Annotated in this window: 16 protein-coding genes and 5 pseudogenes; 15 read left to right on the top strand and 6 right to left on the bottom strand. The window is 38.2% G+C overall.

The genetic code is table 11. The features are described from left to right. Together DYY66_RS03565 and DYY66_RS03570 are read left to right on the top strand one after the other, a co-directional pair. On the top strand, positions 1-318 hold a 318-nt coding region (locus DYY66_RS03565), incomplete at its 5' end, for an aldehyde dehydrogenase family protein (RefSeq protein ID WP_166286267.1). A gap of 84 nt (positions 319-402) precedes the next feature. Continuing rightward, a complete protein-coding gene (locus DYY66_RS03570; RefSeq protein WP_166286269.1) occupies positions 403-603 on the top strand; it encodes a hypothetical protein in 201 nt (66 codons plus the stop codon). Between the two features lie 31 nt (positions 604-634). Here the strand turns inward: DYY66_RS03570 and DYY66_RS03575 are convergent, their stop codons facing one another. After that, positions 635-775 (bottom strand): hypothetical protein, encoded by a 141-nt coding sequence (locus tag DYY66_RS03575; protein ID WP_166286271.1) that lies wholly within the window; start codon positions 773-775, stop codon positions 635-637. 366 nt (positions 776-1,141) lie between these two features. Here DYY66_RS03575 and DYY66_RS03580 point away from each other — a divergent pair, with 366 nt between their 5' ends. The 13 genes and pseudogenes from DYY66_RS03580 to DYY66_RS03640 all read left to right on the top strand — a co-directional run. Beyond that, on the top strand, positions 1,142-1,780 hold the full coding sequence (locus tag DYY66_RS03580) for a phosphatase PAP2 family protein (RefSeq protein WP_166286273.1): 639 nt from the start codon (positions 1,142-1,144) through the stop codon (positions 1,778-1,780). Positions 1,781-1,892: 112 nt separating this feature from the next. Then, the coding region (locus DYY66_RS15880; RefSeq protein ID WP_394352557.1) for a nitroreductase family protein at positions 1,893-2,322 on the top strand (430 nt) is incomplete at its 3' end. A gap of 1 nt (position 2,323) precedes the next feature. Continuing rightward, positions 2,324-2,615: pseudogene (locus DYY66_RS15885) on the top strand (nitroreductase family protein); the annotation flags it as partial. A gap of 185 nt (positions 2,616-2,800) precedes the next feature. Next, positions 2,801-2,984: pyridoxamine 5'-phosphate oxidase family protein (locus tag DYY66_RS15890; RefSeq protein ID WP_394352558.1), on the top strand; the 184-nt coding region annotated here is incomplete at its 3' end. Positions 2,985-3,416: 432 nt separating this feature from the next. Beyond that, positions 3,417-3,729 (top strand): annotated as a pseudogene (locus tag DYY66_RS13980) (ammonia channel protein); the annotation flags it as partial. Position 3,730: 1 nt separating this feature from the next. After that, positions 3,731-3,860: pseudogene (locus DYY66_RS15235) on the top strand (ammonia channel protein); the annotation flags it as partial. A gap of 1 nt (position 3,861) precedes the next feature. After that, positions 3,862-4,576, top strand: a pseudogene (locus DYY66_RS03605) (ammonium transporter); the annotation flags it as partial. A 128-nt stretch (positions 4,577-4,704) separates the two neighbouring features. Next, positions 4,705-4,860 carry a hypothetical protein gene (locus DYY66_RS03610; protein ID WP_166286279.1) on the top strand — a complete coding sequence of 52 codons (156 nt, stop codon included), beginning with the start codon at positions 4,705-4,707 and terminating at the stop codon, positions 4,858-4,860. 923 nt (positions 4,861-5,783) lie between these two features. Beyond that, on the top strand, positions 5,784-6,488 hold the full coding sequence (locus DYY66_RS03620; protein ID WP_166286283.1) for a winged helix-turn-helix domain-containing protein: 705 nt from the start codon (positions 5,784-5,786) through the stop codon (positions 6,486-6,488). Between the two features lie 135 nt (positions 6,489-6,623). After that, positions 6,624-7,367: SIMPL domain-containing protein (locus DYY66_RS03625; protein WP_166286319.1), on the top strand; the 744-nt coding region annotated here is incomplete at its 3' end. A 38-nt stretch (positions 7,368-7,405) separates the two neighbouring features. After that, positions 7,406-7,648, top strand: a complete 243-nt coding sequence (locus DYY66_RS15895) for an SIMPL domain-containing protein (protein ID WP_394352559.1) — start codon at positions 7,406-7,408, stop codon at positions 7,646-7,648. Between the two features lie 131 nt (positions 7,649-7,779). Further along, positions 7,780-8,010, top strand: a complete 231-nt coding sequence (locus DYY66_RS03635; RefSeq protein WP_166286285.1) for an Lrp/AsnC ligand binding domain-containing protein — start codon at positions 7,780-7,782, stop codon at positions 8,008-8,010. 140 nt (positions 8,011-8,150) lie between these two features. Then, positions 8,151-8,886: radical SAM protein (locus DYY66_RS03640; RefSeq protein ID WP_255496027.1), on the top strand; the 736-nt coding region annotated here is incomplete at its 3' end. 350 nt (positions 8,887-9,236) lie between these two features. Here the strand turns inward: DYY66_RS03640 and DYY66_RS03650 are convergent. The 5 genes and pseudogenes from DYY66_RS03650 to DYY66_RS03685 all read right to left on the bottom strand — a co-directional run bounded on the left by DYY66_RS03650 (position 9,237) and on the right by DYY66_RS03685 (position 15,565). Next, the gene (locus tag DYY66_RS03650) at positions 9,237-9,491 is read right to left on the bottom strand and encodes a hypothetical protein (protein ID WP_166286287.1); all 255 of its coding nucleotides are present in this window, start codon (positions 9,489-9,491) and stop codon (positions 9,237-9,239) included. Between the two features lie 1,676 nt (positions 9,492-11,167). Beyond that, positions 11,168-11,665 (bottom strand): winged helix-turn-helix transcriptional regulator, encoded by a 498-nt coding sequence (locus tag DYY66_RS03660; RefSeq protein WP_166286291.1) that lies wholly within the window; start codon positions 11,663-11,665, stop codon positions 11,168-11,170. Positions 11,666-11,667: 2 nt separating this feature from the next. Further along, a complete protein-coding gene (locus DYY66_RS03665; protein WP_166286293.1) occupies positions 11,668-12,060 on the bottom strand; it encodes a hypothetical protein in 393 nt (130 codons plus the stop codon). A 2,219-nt stretch (positions 12,061-14,279) separates the two neighbouring features. Then, a pseudogene (locus tag DYY66_RS15900) lies at positions 14,280-14,997 on the bottom strand (copper resistance D family protein); the annotation flags it as partial. A gap of 202 nt (positions 14,998-15,199) precedes the next feature. Beyond that, a complete protein-coding gene (locus DYY66_RS03685) occupies positions 15,200-15,565 on the bottom strand; it encodes a copper resistance protein CopC (protein WP_166286301.1) in 366 nt (121 codons plus the stop codon). Positions 15,566-17,891: the final 2,326 nt, after the last annotated feature.

Raw genomic sequence — 17,891 nt, forward strand, 5'->3', positions numbered from 1 at the left:
GTATTTGGACCGATTGCTCCTGTGACTGTAGTTGAGAACGAAGATGAGGCAATTAGGCTTGCAAACTCGTCAAAGTATGGTCTTGGTGCAAGCATATGGACAAAGAATCTTGAAAAAGCAGAAAAACTATCCAGGTTGATAGAGTCTGGAATTGTTTCAGTCAACAATGTAGTAATTTCTGATCCTAGAGTGCCATTTGGAGGTGTCAAGCAGAGTGGTTTTGGGCGTGAGCTCTCAAGATATGGAATGCTTGAATTTGTTAATGTAAAGTCTGTAAGATTCTATGATCAGCTTGTCCTACATCACCGTGTAGAATAATTTTTTACTAATTCTATAGGATTTGAATAGTAATTATCCAATTCTTGGTAAATGGTTAAAAGGTGTACCGTTCAAGAAATGTGAATGGAAATACTGACAGTGGTATTGATTGGAGCGTTGGTTATGGGTGGTTTCATGATCGTCCAAGATTATTTTGAAGTTGAACCAATTGGAACAATTTCTTTCTCGCCTTTCTTTTACGCTGGAATTATAATAATAATTGGTACTGGAATTATTTTTTGTGTTACAGCATATCAAAGGAAACATCGCAAGACTGTAACTTGATCACCACATTAAAAATTAAAAAAAGTCCTATCTAATGAAATAGGACTGCGGTGATTACTCCGGCTCCGATTACTGCACCTAGTCCCAAAAACAGGATGTCGTATGCAATTACTTTCTTGAACGGAGCGCGAACCTCTGCTGCCCACACGGTGGGTTTTGTTTTGTCTGTCATGCCTATAATTATGTGGACAAACTGATAACATCTCATAAGCTTGTTTGATTATTGTTAAGCTAAGTTGTTTAATCGACTCTTGTCTCATGAGTGAAATTAGCTTGTCCTACTGCAAAATACCCTTTGGAGTTTTCATGGAATCGATAAATACCACATGTTGGTAAGTGTCGTGAAAATGCGTGCAGATACTTGTAGGCATTGTGGCTATGAACTTGAGGCATTGAAGAAATGTCTTGTCTGCGGTAAACCATACCAGTTCCAGTGCAAGTCTTGTGGGCAACAAAGTGAAGAGCAGGTACATCCTGGATGCATAAAATGACGCTGTAGAGCTTGTTTTATAATGAAGATGTTTTTCAATTTGATTAAATGAAATACGCCATAGCATCTGCAATAATATTTGCAGGATTTGCAGTATTGGCTTTAATGATTGTTCAAAATAATATGGGTGTATCAGAATGGGACCGTTCTGGATTTGTATCCATAAATCATCCTACAGGAAAGACTGTTGACAAAATAATGATAGACCTGTCAAAATATGGACGTGAAGCAGTATGGATTGGGGTGACTGCACTGCTTTTTGTTTTTGGCAGAAAAGATGGACGCAAAGCTGCTGTATTGCTTACGATAACTTTCTTGATCCTAATTCCTCTTGGAACCGTACTAAAATCTGAGATAGATAGACAACGACCAGTACCGGTTTCAAGTGAAAATCTGTTGGTTCAAAATGATACTGATCCATCTTTCCCATCCGGTCACGCTACAATTGTTTCTGGCGGTGCGGCAATTCTTCTTTTAAGATTTCATAGAAGCAAGCAGATTATTGCTTCCATAATACTTGCAATTGAGGCAGCACTTGTTGCATATTCGAGAATCTATGTTGGAGTTCATTATCCTACAGATGTAGTTGGTGGGATACTTCTTGGTACTGGTGTAGCGTTTGCAGTTGTGGCATCTAGTAAATACATGGGACCAATTTTTTCTCGCATAGATTCCATGAAAAGATAACTTGAAATTTTTATTACATGTTTTGTGATTCTAAAAGTCGATTATGTTAAATAACTAATGTAGAGTATGAAGATTGTCCATGATAGATCCCGAAGTGCAAAAAGCACGAAGCATGACATTTGAAATCAATCCTGTTATTGTAAGCAGATGGTCTCCAAGATCATTTGTACCGTCTGAAATAAGCGACAAGGAACTGTTCTCTTTATTTGAATCTGCACGGTGGGCTCCATCGTCTTCTAACAGCCAACCATGGAGGTTCATCTATGCCAAGAGAGGTTCTCAAAACTGGAATGACTTTTTCAATCTGTTAATCGACTTTAACAAACAGTGGTGTGTTGATGCATCTGCACTGGTAGTTATTGTATCAAGAAAGAACTTTGAAAATAACGGACAACCATCCATGACACACCAGTTTGATACAGGAGCCGCATGGGAGAACCTTGCAATCCAGGCAGTATCACAAGGGTTGGTAACCCATGCAATGGCTGGATTTGACTATGCCAAGGCAAAGACAACACTTGGTGTACCTGATGATTTTGAGGNGTCACTTACTCACCAGTTTGATACAGGAGCTGCATGGGAGAATCTGGCAATCCAGGCAGTATCACAGGGATTGGTGACACATGCAATGGCTGGATTTGACTATTCAAAGGCAAAGACAACACTTGGTGTACCTGATGATTTTGAGGTGATGGCAATGGTTGCAATTGGAAAGCGAGGTACAAAAGACAAACTCTCTCCAGAACTTCAGGCCCGTGAAACTCCGAACACAAGAAAACCATTGTCTGAAATTGTGATGGAAGGCAAGTTTGGAAACAAGGCAAATTCACTATGACTAGTAACATATCTCCAGAGGTTACAAAATTAATCGAAGACAAAAATTTTGCATTTGTTGCTACGCTGATGAAAGATGACTCGCCACAGATAACACCAGTTTGGNCATTCACTATGACTGGTACCATATCTCAAGAGGTTGCCAAATTAATTGAAGACAAAAATTTTGCATTTGTTGCGACACTGATGAAAGATGACTCGCCACAGATAACTCCAGTTTGGATAGATCTGGTTGATGGAATAATTCTTGTAAATACTGCAAAAGGCAGGGTAAAGCAAAAAAATGTGTCAAGAGATCCGCGGGTTGCAATTGCCATTACTGACAGAAATAATCCATACAACATGGTAACAATTCAGGGTAATGTTGTGGNATTCTTGTAAATACTGCAAAAGATAGAGTAAAGCAAAAAAATGTGTCAAGAGATCCGAGGGTTGCAATCGCCATTACTGACAGAAACAATCCATACAACATGGTAACAATTCAGGGTAATGTTGTGGAGCAGACTGTTGAGGGTGCAGACAAGCATATCGATAAAATGGCAAAAAAATACTTGGGTGTGGACAAGTATCCGTTTGCTATGCCTGGTGAAGAAAGAATCTTACTGAAGATCGTTCCAAGTAAAATATTTCACATGGCACCGCGTTCTTAGTGTCAAAATAGTCTTTGTTAGATATTTGGAAAATGATTAATATTGCAACATTCTGACCTAGTTTCATCTTGCCCGTTCCGATAAACACAGGCGACACAGCCTGGCTTATGATAGCATCTAGCTTGGTGCTTTTAATGATCCCCGCACTTGGCATGTTTGAGGCTGGCCTCTTGCGACAAAAAAATGCGGTCTCTGTCTTTATGCAGATCTTCTTTGGTCTTGCATTGCTCAGTGTGATGTGGTTCACAGTAGGATTTAGCCTGACTTTTGGACCTGACACTGGTGAGGGCCTGACAGGAAACATGGATTGGAGATTCTTAAAAGGAGTGTCTCAAAATGAGGGGTTGCATTATGCGCCAACTGTACCCGTTGTCTCACTTGCAATGTACCAGATGATGTTTGCAGTGATAACTCCACTAATACTTACTGGTGCAGTGGCAGAGCGAATGAAGTTTAGTGCATATGNGCACTGATCTACTATCCGTTGGTGCACTGGATCTGGGGAGATGGGTGGCTGCACAAGCTTGGCGTAGTTGATTTTGCAGGAGGGATGATTATACACACCACAACAGGTGTTGGTGGAATTGCAGCTGCACNTTGGCTTCACAAGCTTGGTGTAGTTGATTTTGCAGGTGGTATGATCATACACACCACAACAGGTGTTGGTGGAATTGCAGCTGCACTAGTACTTGGTAGACGACTTGGGTTTGGTCCTGGTATCATGGTGCCACATAATATTCCGCTTGCGGTTCTTGGTTCTTCGCTTTTATGGCTAGGATGGTTTGGATTCAACGCGGGAAGTGCATATTCTGCCGGCTCTCTTTCTGGAGTTACTATAGTAAATACGCAAATGGCATCTGCGGTGTCATGTCTTATCTGGGTTGTAATATTTTGGATTAGAACAAGAAAATCTAGCGTTATTGCGGCAATCAATGGAGCGGTTGCAGGTCTTGCAGCAATTACTCCAGCTTCTGGTTATGTCGGAGTAGAATATGCTGTAGTGATTGGAATCATTGCAGGCTTTGCATCATCATTGATGGTACCTGTACTAAAGGAACGCTTGAAGATAGATGATGCACTTGACATTGGGGCAGTTCATGGTATCTCAGGAATAATTGGTTCATTACTTGTGGGTGTATTTGCCAACTCTGCAGTAAACCATCTTGGAATAAACGGATTGTTGTTTGGAAATCCAGGACAACTTGGTGCACAGGCAATCGGAGTTGGAATTGCAGTACTGATGGGATTTGGAGGCACGTGGCTTTATTCTCAAGATAATCAAGGCACTGGTTCCAATACGTGTGACCCCTGAGGTAGAAGAAGCTGGGCTTGACATTGAAGAACACGCAGAGAGGGCATATTCTGATGAAGAAGAATATGGCAAACTCTAATGTGAGAATCTAGAATATCTTAAAATAGAAGATTTATCCATGTTATACCATGGGTGGGTTTGAAAAAAACTGTCCTGTATGCGGTAAAAAATTCACAAGCCTTGTAGAATATACTACTCATATTGGTATTGATCACAAGGATATTTCTCCGGAGCAGATACTAAAACTCAACAAGGAAGACAAGTGGTCGTTTTCAAGCAAATGATGATGTCATCACTTGGAATCGTCATCTTTCTTTAGTAGTGCATCTATCTTTCTGTCAAGTTNGATCACAAGGATATTTCTCCGGAGCAGATACTAAAACTCAACAAGGAAGACAAGTGGTCGTTTTCAAGCAAGTGATGATATCATCACTTGGAATCATTATCTTTCTTTAGTAATGCGTCTATTTTTCTGTCAAGTTCTTGTATTGCATCAAATGATGATTCATGCTTGTCATCAAAGTCTGCAAGTTTTTTTAAAATATCACTATGGTTTTCTTCTAGTTTCTCGATTCTTCCTAATATCTTGTCTTGTTGTTCAGATGTGCGTTTTTGTCTGTTGTAAATCCACCAGCTAANATCTATCTTTCTGTCAAGTTCTTGTATTGCATCAAATGATGATTCATGCTTGTCATCAAAGTCTGCAAGTTTTTTTAAAATCTCGCTATGGTTTTCCTCTAGTTTTTCGATTCTTCTTAATATCTTGTCTTGTTGTTCCGATGTACGTTTTTGTCTATTGTAAATCCACCAGCTAANCATACTGATATCTCAAAATACGGTGGATGGCATTTTTACGTTGTTTATGAGTATGAATTAACGAGGTTGTGAAATGATTGTAAGCACAATGACCTGGAAAGACCCTTTCAGATTCAATAATGTTAAATTTTGCATTTTAAATTACGACAAACAAAATACCGGGGGTGGGTTTGGTCAAATTTGTTTAATACTCNATGCTGATACGTCAAAATACGGTAGATGGTATTTTTACATTGTTTATGAGTATGAATTAACGAGGTTGTGAAATGATTGTAAGCATGATAGTCTGGAATGGATTCAAATCTTGAATAACCATTCCATGTAAAGAAAAGAGTTGCGCATGATTATGGAAACATTGTTCAATTATATGTTCCAGCGATGATATCATATCATGTCTGAAGACGATAACTCTGATTTTCTTGTAAAGGCACAAGAGCACATTGAAGTAATCAGTACTGAAGATGAACGGATAAAAATAATTGGGGAAGAACTGGCAAACGACACTGGCCGGGCAATATTTGGCAAGATATCGCAGGGAGTGTCAAGCACAAACGAACTGGCAAAATCTCTGAACATCTCACTTCCTCTTGTAAATTGGCATATCAATCGTTTACTTGGTGTAGGATTGATAAAAGTAGAGAAAATTGAACTTAGCTCAAAAAATAAACAGATGAAATACTATGGTCCTGTAAAGACGGCGTTTGTTATAGTTCCACCCACAAATCCTACTGAAAATAATGTCTCAAAATCCAAAAAAGAGGCAATCTTTCTACAACTGCGTCATTATCTGGCAAGTATTGCGGCTTTTGTTATAGTGGGTCCTGTGATTTATCTTGTAGAACAGGCACAGACTGCAAATCCGGGCGCACCAATTCACGATGTTGCACAAAAAAGTTTACCACATACTACCGAGTCTCTTAGAAGTAATGGATCCATTGCTCCATTTGCTGCCACCAATATCGTAACACCAGAACCATCTGTTATATCACAAGATCCTGTGATGATTGCAATTGCAATAGCTGGAGCTACTGCTGCTTTTTTTACAATATTTCTTGGAATGCGTGCATTTGCAAAATTACGAAAAATAAAAAAATAATACAAAATTGTACTTTGGTCTAGTTTTGATAAAAAATACATTATTTTGCCTGTTGTAATCTAAATTTTTAAAAAAAATTAAGTTAAAATGAAATTTAATCAAAGCCTATAAGCTCTACACGCTATATGATATCTAATGACAACCCAGAAAAAAACTATGCTTGCAACAATTGCTGCAATATTGATTGTTTCAACTGCCGTATTTGCAAGTCTAGAAATTTCTCAAGGGGCTTATGGACAACAAGCACCTGTAATACCAGCATCACGAGAAAGAACAGTATCTGTCACAGGTTCTGCAACTACATTTGTATCACCAGATTTAGTTACTGTTCAGTTTGGTGTTGACACCGAGGCAAAGACTGCCAAAGATGCAACAAGTTCAAACGCTCAGATGATGACTGACGTGGTAAATGCTGTCTTGAACAGCGGAATAACCAAAGATGAGATCAGCACTGCTGGATTCTCAATTTATCCAGTGTACAATGATTCTGTACCTGATCCAACTATTGGTGTACACAAGTCAGTGCTTACAGGCTACCGAGCTTCAAACACTTTGTATGTCAAGACGACTAAACTATCGCTTGCAGGAAATATCATTGATGCTGCAACAGGTGCAGGAGCAAACAGAGTAGATAATATTTCATTCTCACTCTCTCCTGACCAACAACAAAGCGTACAAGATGATCTGCTAAGCAAAGCAGTCTTGAATGCACAATCAAGAGCCGGAAAAGCAATTGATCCTCTAGGCCAGAAGATAATAGGCGTAAAAATGGTTAGCCTGTCAGAGTTTAACATGCCTCCAGTACCAATGTACTATGGTGCCAAGGCTATGGCTGACGTGTCAACACCAGTATTTGCCGCAAACCAACAAGTAACAACTNCATATCATTCTCACTCTCTCCTGATCAGCAACAAAGAGTGCAAGACGATCTGCTAAGCAAAGCAGTCTTGAATGCCCAATCAAGAGCCGGAAAAGCAATTGATCCTCTAGGCCAGAAGATAATAGGCGTAAAAATGGTTAGCCTGTCAGAGTTTAACATGCCGCCAGTACCAATGTACTATGGCGCCATGTCTATGGCTGACAAGTCAACACCAGTATTTGCCGCAAACCAACAAGTAACAACTACTGTAGATGTAACCTTCCTAATGGGAGACAAGTAGTTTTACCTTTTTTTCTATTTTTTTAAATTCAGATGTACCGCACATCTGTATGTGTATTTGCCGTTTTCAGAAATTAATCGATTTTTGAGATATATCAAAAATTTCATATATTATGAACACGAATTATTATAATGGAAACCGCATATGTGATGATAAACTGTGAGATGGGTGCGGAGGGGACAATTGTCGAAGGTGTGAAATCGTTAGGTTCGGTAAAAGAGGTACTAGGCGTATTTGGTAACTATGATATCATCGTGAAACTGGAATGCACAAACATTGATGAGATTCGTGAGATCATTGCAAAAAAAATACGTCACCTGTCAAAGGTAAAATGTACTACCACCCTCATGTGTGCTAACTAGATACAAAAAATAGACAAATGTTAGTGTATACTACCATTGTGAAATTATCCTTTAGGAAAAAATGTCTTTTAACAGGCAGGACGTTATTATGGTATACTATGGAAATAATGGGTAGAGGGGTCACACAGCTAGTCCGCGAGATGCCATGCTACTTTCACATATTTGGTAAATTCGCAGGCTATAGATTATTTCATAGAAAGAGTCCGTTGTATGGATCTGCTGATATCATTAATGTGTGTAACCTGCATTGTACACATTGCTATTGGTGGCTAAACAGAAAAGAAAATGAAGAACTCACAGTTGAGCAATGGCAAAAAGTGATTGATGAGAAATTCAAGAAAAAACATGTATTCATTATTACCTTGGTTGGAGGCGAGCCAACTCTCAGGCCTGATGTCATTGACTTGTTTGTAAAGCAGTTTCCAAAAAGAATCTGTATTGTATCAAACGGAACTATGCCTTTGAAAAAAATTCCAAACCTCTACTTTTACTGGATATCCATAGATGGAACAAAAGAGATTCATGATAAAATCCGCGGTCCTGGTTCATATGATAAAACCCGAAAAAATGTACTTGACTATGTGAACAATAATGGAGAAAAGGCATGGAAAGATGTCTGGATCACAATGACAATAAACTCACAAAACTACAAAACAGTACAAGATGTGGCCCAAGAATGGCATGAACATACAAACAAGATTGGATTTCAATTTCATACGCCTTTTGCAAAAAATGATCCTCTGTTTTTGCCATTTGGCCCTGAGAGAACCAAAGTGGTTGATGGAATCATTGCAATGAAAAAGAAGTTCGATGATGAATATATCATAAATCCTGATGATCAGCTTGAACTGATGAAGAAAAACTGGGGTGGAAAAGNGATGGTATCATTGAAATGAAAAAGAAATTTGATGATGATTATATCATCAATCCTGACAATCAGCTTGAACTGATGAAGAAAAACTGGGGTGGAAAAGGAACGGTACCAATTGACTGTCCCACCTGGGCAATTTTATCAGTTGATCACATGGGAAGAGAGAAAAAGCCGTGCTGTATTGGCAGTGCAGAGAACTCTTCTATGCAACCAATCTGTGAAGAGTGTGGCCTTGGATGCTATTCTGTACTTGTCGGTTATGGTATGAAAGGATAGAGTCTAATGATTAAAAAATAAAAAATCTGTTGCTCTTAGGAAGCAGTTTTTGTGTTCTAGATGATGTATACATGATATTCTACGGTATGGTCTTTTTTCTTCTATCTGTAAAGAAAATGATTGCGCCAATTACTATTACAATGAGCCCAAATTGGCTTATGATTGATAACTGATTGCTGATAGACAACATGTGATAATTTGCATCTGCAATGGCACTTGAATTGGCTGGATTGATTGTTGGAATCAAATCAAGAACAAGTTGTGACAGAAAATGTCCCACTAGAAACATGCCTGCTCCTGCCAGTAAAACTCCTATTCCTCGAGGTATTTTCATTTTCTTAATCGTGGAAGTATGATTACAAGTGAGAATATGGCTGTAATCATGATCAATGATCCTGTGGGAAATTCTGGAACTATGCGTGGCTTTGAGACAATTCCAGAGATTTCAGAGTCTGCAAAACTGTTCCCATTTAGATTTTCAAATCCTATGGTGATGGGGCCTGAATAGTTTGCAGGGAAATTAACATCAACTGTATTTGGGGTATCATCATTATTGGTTGTACCACTCTTGTGAAACATCAGACCATTTTTTCCGGCTATTATTGAAAAGTCATAGTTTATCGAACTTACTGTCTTGTTTACTAGGTATGGATCAAGAATCTGGAAACTAAATCTTGTTGTCTGACCTGAAATGATTTTTGGGGGATCCCAACTAAGGCTTACCTTGTACTGGGCATTTCTTGTATATTGTGTTATTGGAAATGCTGTTTCATTGCTTGGTGAAAGAGTAAAGTCCATCTCTGGCTTGGAACTTTGCTGTGCCGCAATATTGTTTACTTCCCTTTTGTATAAGATCAAGTGTACAATCCTGTATTCATCAGAAGAGTAATCATCTATGCTAACTGCCTTGTCTGGCAATACCACTCCATTTACATGTGCATCATACTTTGNGTACTGTGTTATTGGAAATGCTGTCTCATTGCTTGGCGAAAGTGTAAAGTCCATCTCTGGCTTGGAACTTTGTTTTGCTGCAATGTCGTTTACTTCTTTTTTGTATAGTATCAAGTGCACAATTCTATATTCATCAGAAGAGTAATCATCTATGCTGACTGCATTGTCTGGTAATACAATTCCATTTACATGTGCATCATACTTTGTGACTATGAAATTGGCAAATGTTCTAGGTATCTTGAGTTCTTGATGTACCACTGATACTTGTTTTAGGTTGTCTTGACTCCAGTTAAATGGCATTGAAAAACTCATCTCTTTTTTGTTAGAATTATACTGAAAGTTTCCAATCTGGTCATAATATGCAATTATAGTAACTGTCTGTTTTCCATCATCAATGTCATTTATGGCATAATCTTTGGTCTCTGGAATTGATATGGCAGCATTGAATGATTTGCTTATCTGGTTGTCATAAGAGCCCATTGTGAGAACGTTTATCTTGAATTTGTACAATCCACCTGTTGCAAAGACTGGTCCTTTTACCTGGTAACTTCCACTGTGCCCCAAGACACCCGGAAATATACCACCTTGTTCGTTTATTGCAATCTTGCTTGAAGAATTATCTGGTACTACATTGAACAGAAAATTACCACTGTCGCTCATAAACACATGACCAAAAAGTGCTTGGTCATCTTTGAAAGCAGATACTGCAAGTGTTACTTCTTGGAATGGTTCTTGATTTGAAGCATCCTGTAAAACAAAGTTTATCTGAGTACCCACATGTGTGTTGTCAATTAAAAATGGTGAGGAATTGATTGATAGTGTAACATTCTTGTTTCCAATCATTGCAGGTGGAAGCATCTCGCTTGCAAGTCCATCTCCATATGCAGACAAGAGGATAACGCTTGGAACTAAAACACATGCAATGGCAAGCAGAATTAGTATACGCGTCAATTTGTAGTGTCTTATTCTATAACTCTAAATAAATAGTAGGCAGGTTTTCATTAGATCGCACTAGTCTTTGATGTTGCTAGTATCAAACCTGTATCTGAAAATTGATTGTTATAGGCTTGAGAATGTGTCGGCAAAGTTGTATGCACTTCTTTCAAGTAATACTGGACTGTACCGTTTTATGATTTCATGAACCATGTCAGGATTTTTCAAAAAGTATACTTTCTTTAGTTCTATGATTCTGACCTCTACTAGTCCATCCTCTACAAGTTTTGAAAGAAAAGTAGATACCGTAGAGGGTGCCTTTTTCACTTTCTGTACTATTTCGTTGAATGAAAATGGTTTTCCATCTAATAATGACAATAGAATGTATTTTTGTGTGTCTCGTCTAAGACTTGATATTACAAGTGACTCTTCTTCTGTAACAAAAAGTGGATAGAATCTAGTCTCCCCTGACTTTCTATCTATCTTTACACTTCCATTCTCCTCCAGTTTTCTTGCATGATAACTTAGAACTCCATTTTTCAATCCTGTCTCTCTCATTATTTCTCTGAATTTTATTCCGGGATTTTTTTCGATAATACTAATGATCTCTGTTTCTCTATCCATGTCTAATCTTTCCTAAATACGCTGAGGGCAAACATTCCAAGTGTTGATAACTCAAAGAAATGTGCGATCTCTTCTGCTGGAAATGGACCTAAATAATACGTGTATTGCCATGTTGCATCTACAAGGGATAGTGCTTCTGCTATTACAAAAAGTGAAAATGCTAGCATTGTAAAAAATAATCTTTTAGTTTTGACTCTGGAGTATGCAATTGCGGATATGATACTCAAGAATACTGCTAGACTTATACCGCTGAGATGGATTAGTATGTGAAAGATCTGAAATTTATGAAAAATATGTGGTAAGATAACTGGTATTGCCAAAACGCCTATGACTGCAAACATGATCAAAGTCAGCAGATTAGACCTGTTTTCTATAATGCTGTCATACTTGGACATGGCATATGATGGTCAAAAATTGAATTTAAACGAACTGGTACAAGTATCGAACAAGTTCTTGTTTTATTGCACTGTGAATGGTATATTCGGGAAATGTACCAATTTCTTTATCTTGTAAAATTATCTTGTGTTATGTGCAGCATATCGTTTTGACTTCATCCTGCTCAGTTCTTTGCTGTGTGGCAAGTGCGTCCATTCAGCAAAGACTCGAGCTGATTTTTTAGATTCAAACCCATAAAAAATATTTTTTAATTTTAAATTTTTCTGGCCTGGTTTGACGCTCTTCTTAGGTCAATCACACCTTTGCAGTAGAAAAAGGCCACTATGACTAGCAATCCCGTAATGGATGGAGCTACAACCTGGACATAATCAAAACCAAGTTCTGGGATTGATGCAGCAATACTTTGTTGATTGCTCTGTGGCTGTCCTGCAGTTATAGTTGCTATGGCAAGAGCATTTGCCTTTTCTTCCGCCATTATGATGTTTCCTTCAGAATCTGTAGTTAACCACTGCACCCAAGTACCTGATGATGGAATATCTTTTTCAATAACATCCCCAGTTCTTGTGTCTATTACTGAGATTTTGTCAATTGTGTGCTGTGCAACCCACAGATTGTGATATTTATCAAAGGCCATTCCGTATGGAAGATTGTTCGCATTAGGATCAAGCTGTATTTTTTTGAATATTCCAAGTAATGGATCAAAGACAGAAATTGCATGTNAACACTACCTGTCCTTGGGTCTATTACTGAGATTTTGTCAATTGTATGCTGTGAAACCCAAAGATTGTGATACTTGTCAAATGCCATTCCATATGGAAGACTATCTGCATTAGTGTCAAGTTGTATTTTTTTGAATGTTCCAAGTAATGGATCAAAGACAGAGACTGCATGTCCTGAATGCTCTGAAATGTACAACTGTCCTGTCTGAGGATCTAATGTTACAGCAGTTGGTTCATCTAATGTGTAATTTCCAGGCGGTGTAAACTCTGTCACTTTGTTAGTTGAAATGTCAAGACTAGATATTTTCCCGATTCCTTCTACAATCCATATCTTGCCTAACGTGTTATCAACTACCATTCCTTGTGGGGCTGATTTGTCTGGTAAATCTATCGAATCAAATTTTGTTGTACTCGTGTTGAATTTCAACATCTTAGCTGTAAATGTATTCAAGTTTGTAGAAGTGATCCAAACAGTATCATTGTTGTCAATTGCAATGCTTGTCAGAATACCTTTATCTGGAATTGGGTATTCTTTATTTGAATTGTCATCTGGATTGTAATGTCCAAGTGTTTTTTGTGCATAGTCGATATACCATAAGGTATTGTGAGAATCTAACGCAGAATATACTGCACTGTTTAACCCATCAATTTTATGCTCTGTGTATTTTTTGGTTACTAGATCAAAGTCAAGTATCTTTCCACTTTTGTTTGTAGTGTCTGCTACCCATATCTTGTTTCTGCTACTGTCGTATATTGGAAATCTTGGTGTACTGCTGTTTCCTGGAGTCTTGTATTCTTTGATATCTATCTGCAAGTTGTCAAGTTTTGGCTTTACAAACAAGTTGTAAGAATATACTAGGTTGAGCGCGTTTTCTTTATTTTGAACACCCTCAACTCTAATTGTCCAGTGTCCTGGGAATCCAAAATCAGTATTTGCGGTAAAGGTGCCAGTATCTGTCTTGTTTGCATCAACTGTAATGGATCCAATCCCACTATCTATTGGAGTCAGTTTGAGCTGAACCGACTTCATGTCTATTGGTTTTTTATTTGAATCCAAAAATGATATTGTAAAGTCATTATTTCCCGTAGCAAATGGGTTGATGGATAGTGTTATTCTGCTACCATTTTCAATAAATCCTGTTTGGGATAATCCTTGAATGTTCTGAGTATTGTTTGTTAGTGCAAATGCGTTATTTTGTAGCAATTGTATCTGACTCTGAAATTCACTTGATGGTAATCCTGAGTCCACTAGTACTGCTACTGATGCAATCAGTGCTATTCCTATGATTGCCTCTATCTTTATGCTTGTGCCAAATCTTGAAAGAATTTGGTTTGTATCTGTTGTTTTCTGTATTGACGTGCTTCTCGCTACTCCATTTGAGATTGCCAAATATGCCTTTTGCTGACAAACATTTGATCGTATGCCCCAAATGCTATCATGGCCGAGGCCAGTAACAATTTGATTATGAGTACTTTGCCATAAAATGATGCTAGGGTTNTTGTGCTTCTTGCTACTCCATTTGAAATTACCAAATATGCCTTTTTGCTGACAAACATTTGATCATATGCTCCAAATACTATCATCGCAGCTGCAAGTGAAAGTTTGATTATGAGCACTTTACCATAAAATGATGCTAGGGTTAACGCAAGATTGTTCTCTAACGCATATAATAAAAATGGACCAGTAACTACAACTGCTCCAAGTACAGTAATCACAAGTGTTGAAAATCTTGGAATGAGCAAAGAAATTACAGAAAGACTGTTGTTTGTGTCTGTAATCTGTTTTAACTGTGGCATTGCAACAAATGCAAGATAAATTATTCCTCCAATCCATAATGATGCAAAGACATTGTGACAAAAGTCAAGCAGTAGAGGAACTATCTGACCAGTAGCTGCTCCGTGACTTATTAGACTTGTAGTAAGTAGAACTAAAAAACTTACGCCAAGTAAAAGTGTAGTATGCGTCCTCGGAATTATCATTGGAGTCTTTTTTGTTCTCTGATACATTACAAATGATAATCCAAGTAATGCAGATGATGCAATCATTCTGAGAATCCACATGTTTCCAAACTTTGTAGAAATCGCATCAAGCACTCCTGCATTTATTGAATATGCCTGTACGATTATCATCGCAAAACCTGATGCTATGATAACAATGGATCCTATCACTGCCGTCTTTGTCATGACACTGTCTATCTTGATTCTTGTCTGTGCCATGGAATCTTTGAATCTGGGTATCCTGGATATTGGACCCCATAACCATAGTGAAGATGATGCAATTCCTGCTACTATGACTTGACCTAAAAGAGATGGAAATCTTGCTATTGCCTCAGGTATTGAGACTATTTGGTAATTACTTGCTAGGTTACTTGCGACGCTTTTAGGAACTTCTTGTCCTATGCCAAAAGCAAACGGGTATTCAGTAACATGACCGTCTGTTTGGTTCAAGCACTCTTGTGGCTATTGTGTATATGCCATTTTTCAGATTTGGAGGAAGTGATACACTCAATGCCTTTTGGTTTCTATCTATGTAATGCAGATCATTCTCTTGGATCTGTTTTCCATCTGAATCCAAGACTTTTATTTCGCTGAACTTAATGTCCACAGGATCGCTAAAGTAAACATCTACCTTGGTTGGTGGTGTTGAAAGCGATTGTGATTCTGCAGGGTTGCTTCTCTCCACACTTGCATGTGCATAAGAATTTGGAATATTTGGAATTACAATAACTGATGTAATTACTGCTATGACCACAATTACAAGTAATTTATTTTTAGTTTTGATCATTTGATGTGTATTACAAATCTATGATTTACTATATTGCTCTTGCTCAATTTGTGGTACAAACATCGAACAACAATTATCAAGATACATGATTTGTTTTTTCAAAATATGATTTTATTCGATTGTTGTACTATAAGACTTTTAAATGAGATCACAGGAGTGATTTATCGTGAATAACAAATTTACAGCATTATTACTTGTAGGTGTAATCGGTTCTGGTTTGATCTATGTCCATCCTGCTTTTGCTCATAATTTTGGTGGTGATGAAAGTGCGTCTTGGTTGGCCAAAGTAGCAGAAATAAAAACTGAGGTTGCTAATGTAGCAAAGCATGTTGGACAAAAAGATACAATTGATTACTATTCTGATGNACATCCGGCTTTTGCTCATAATTTTGGTGGCGATGAAAGTGCGTCTTGGTTGGCCAAAGTCACAGAAATAAAAACTGAGGTGGCCAACGTGGCAAAACATGTTGGACAAAAAGATACAATTGGTTACTATGCTGATGCGCTAGGTGAGTATTGGTCTGCTAATGATACTAGAGAAATGGGAGAACGAAATACTCTATTACAACAAGAAATTCCTTCTACAATTAATGCTACTTTGGATGATGCAACAGCCGGAAACCAAAGCATGGTGAATGATGATGTTACAAAACTTGATGGTTATCTNCCCATCTACAATTAATGCCACTTTGGATAGTGCAACAGCCGGAAACCAAAGTATGGTAAACGATGATGTTACAAAACTTGGTGGTTATCTTGATGAATCTGTTCAAGTTCGAGTTGACAAGGACAAACTGAGCAATTCTACCGTTCAGGCATTGGCCGTTACATTTGTTATAAAAGAAGCCTTGGAAAAATATGGCAATGCACTAAATTCCACCGTGGACTTGAATGACATGTCTCAAATGAAAATGTCTAATGACANCTCTACTGTTCAGGCATTAGCCGTTACATTTGTTATAAAAGAGGCCTTGGAAAAATACGGCAATGCACTAAACTCCACCGTAGACTTGAATGACATGTCTCAAATGAAAATGTCTAATGACAGCATATCAAACATGGCACCAAGTAACATCGTGAATGCAAATGCCTATGAAAATTCTGTATCGCTTGCAACTACCGCACAACAAATGTTCAGTGATGTGGCATCTCAGAATCCAAACATTTCTAGTAATTCAAAAATCTCTGATGGTTTTGCAAAACTAGTCCAAGATCTAAATAACAAGGCTGACGTAAATACCATCATGATGGATGTTCATGTGGGTATCCATCCAACTCTGATTGAGGCTTATAATATTCAAGGAGAAGATGCACATGGAACTCCATCTGTACCAGAATTTCCAATGCNGGACGTAAATACAATCATGATGGATGTTCACGTGGGTATTCATCCAACTCTGATTGAAGCCTATAATATTCAAGGAGCAGATGCACATGGAACTCCCTCTGTACCAGATTTCCAATGCCTGCACTCTTGAGCATAATTGCCATTGCGGGTGCGGTGATGACAACCAGATTCAAATCACACCTGGGATTCTAAATAACTACATGGCCAAGTCAAAACAGTTTCTTGTCACTGTAATATTCTTGTCTCTTATTGCAACAATTGTGTTTGTCTCTCCATTTGGCATAAAACCTGCCGAAGCACACATCACTAAGGTTTTTGGTAATTACCTTGTACAAGTTGGTTGGGGTAATGAACCCGTTTATACCGGACTGGTTAATGGGGCTCAGGTAACCATAAAGAAAGGCAGTGGCGATACTGCACAACCTGTAATTAACGCACTCAAAGACTTGCAGATATCAGTCAAATATGGAACCATAACAAAACCTCTTGATTTTCTTCCAAGCAGTACAGTTGATGGACAATATGATGCAGTATTGATTCCTACAAAAGTTGGCACTTATAGTCTAGTGTTTTCCGGTACTGTGGAAGGACAGACAATCAATGGTGAAATTCCGTTAGATGATGTTGCAAGTGTTGACTCTCTAAATTTTCCACCCTCTTCAGGTTCTTCATCCTCTGATACTACAAACACGGGACAGGTGGGCACGCTGATAAACCAACTTACAAGCGATATTGNCGAGTTGGAACCTATAGTCTTGTCTTGAAGGGTAATGTGGAAGATCAGATAATTGATGCAGAGATACCATTAGACGATGTTGCAAGTGTTGATTCACTTAACTTTCCGCCATCTTCAGGATCTTCATCTTCTGGTACTATAAACATGGGGCAGGTGGGTACACTGATAAACCAACTTACAAGCGATATTGAGGATGCAAAAAACAACGCAGATGCTGCATCAAAGAGTGTCTCAAATGTTGT

The sequence above is a fragment of the Candidatus Nitrosotalea sp. FS genome (genome assembly GCF_011319475.1).
Lineage (GTDB): Archaea > Thermoproteota > Nitrososphaeria > Nitrososphaerales > Nitrosopumilaceae > Nitrosotalea.

Excerpts from the sequence above, each read along its gene's own strand:
- DYY66_RS03635 (WP_166286285.1), top strand. The coding sequence starts at position 7,780 with ATGGAAACCGCATATGTGATGATAAACTGTGAGATGGGTGCGGAGGGG.
- DYY66_RS03575 (WP_166286271.1), bottom strand. The coding sequence starts at position 775 with ATGACAGACAAAACAAAACCCACCGTGTGGGCAGCAGAGGTTCGCGCT.
- DYY66_RS03570 (WP_166286269.1), top strand. The coding sequence starts at position 403 with ATGGAAATACTGACAGTGGTATTGATTGGAGCGTTGGTTATGGGTGGT.
- DYY66_RS03685 (WP_166286301.1), bottom strand. The coding sequence starts at position 15,565 with ATGATCAAAACTAAAAATAAATTACTTGTAATTGTGGTCATAGCAGTA.
- DYY66_RS03620 (WP_166286283.1), top strand. The coding sequence starts at position 5,784 with ATGTCTGAAGACGATAACTCTGATTTTCTTGTAAAGGCACAAGAGCAC.
- DYY66_RS03650 (WP_166286287.1), bottom strand. The coding sequence starts at position 9,491 with ATGAAAATACCTCGAGGAATAGGAGTTTTACTGGCAGGAGCAGGCATG.
- DYY66_RS03610 (WP_166286279.1), top strand. The coding sequence starts at position 4,705 with ATGGGTGGGTTTGAAAAAAACTGTCCTGTATGCGGTAAAAAATTCACA.
- DYY66_RS03665 (WP_166286293.1), bottom strand. The coding sequence starts at position 12,060 with ATGTCCAAGTATGACAGCATTATAGAAAACAGGTCTAATCTGCTGACT.
- DYY66_RS03580 (WP_166286273.1), top strand. The coding sequence starts at position 1,142 with ATGAAATACGCCATAGCATCTGCAATAATATTTGCAGGATTTGCAGTA.
- DYY66_RS03660 (WP_166286291.1), bottom strand. The coding sequence starts at position 11,665 with ATGGATAGAGAAACAGAGATCATTAGTATTATCGAAAAAAATCCCGGA.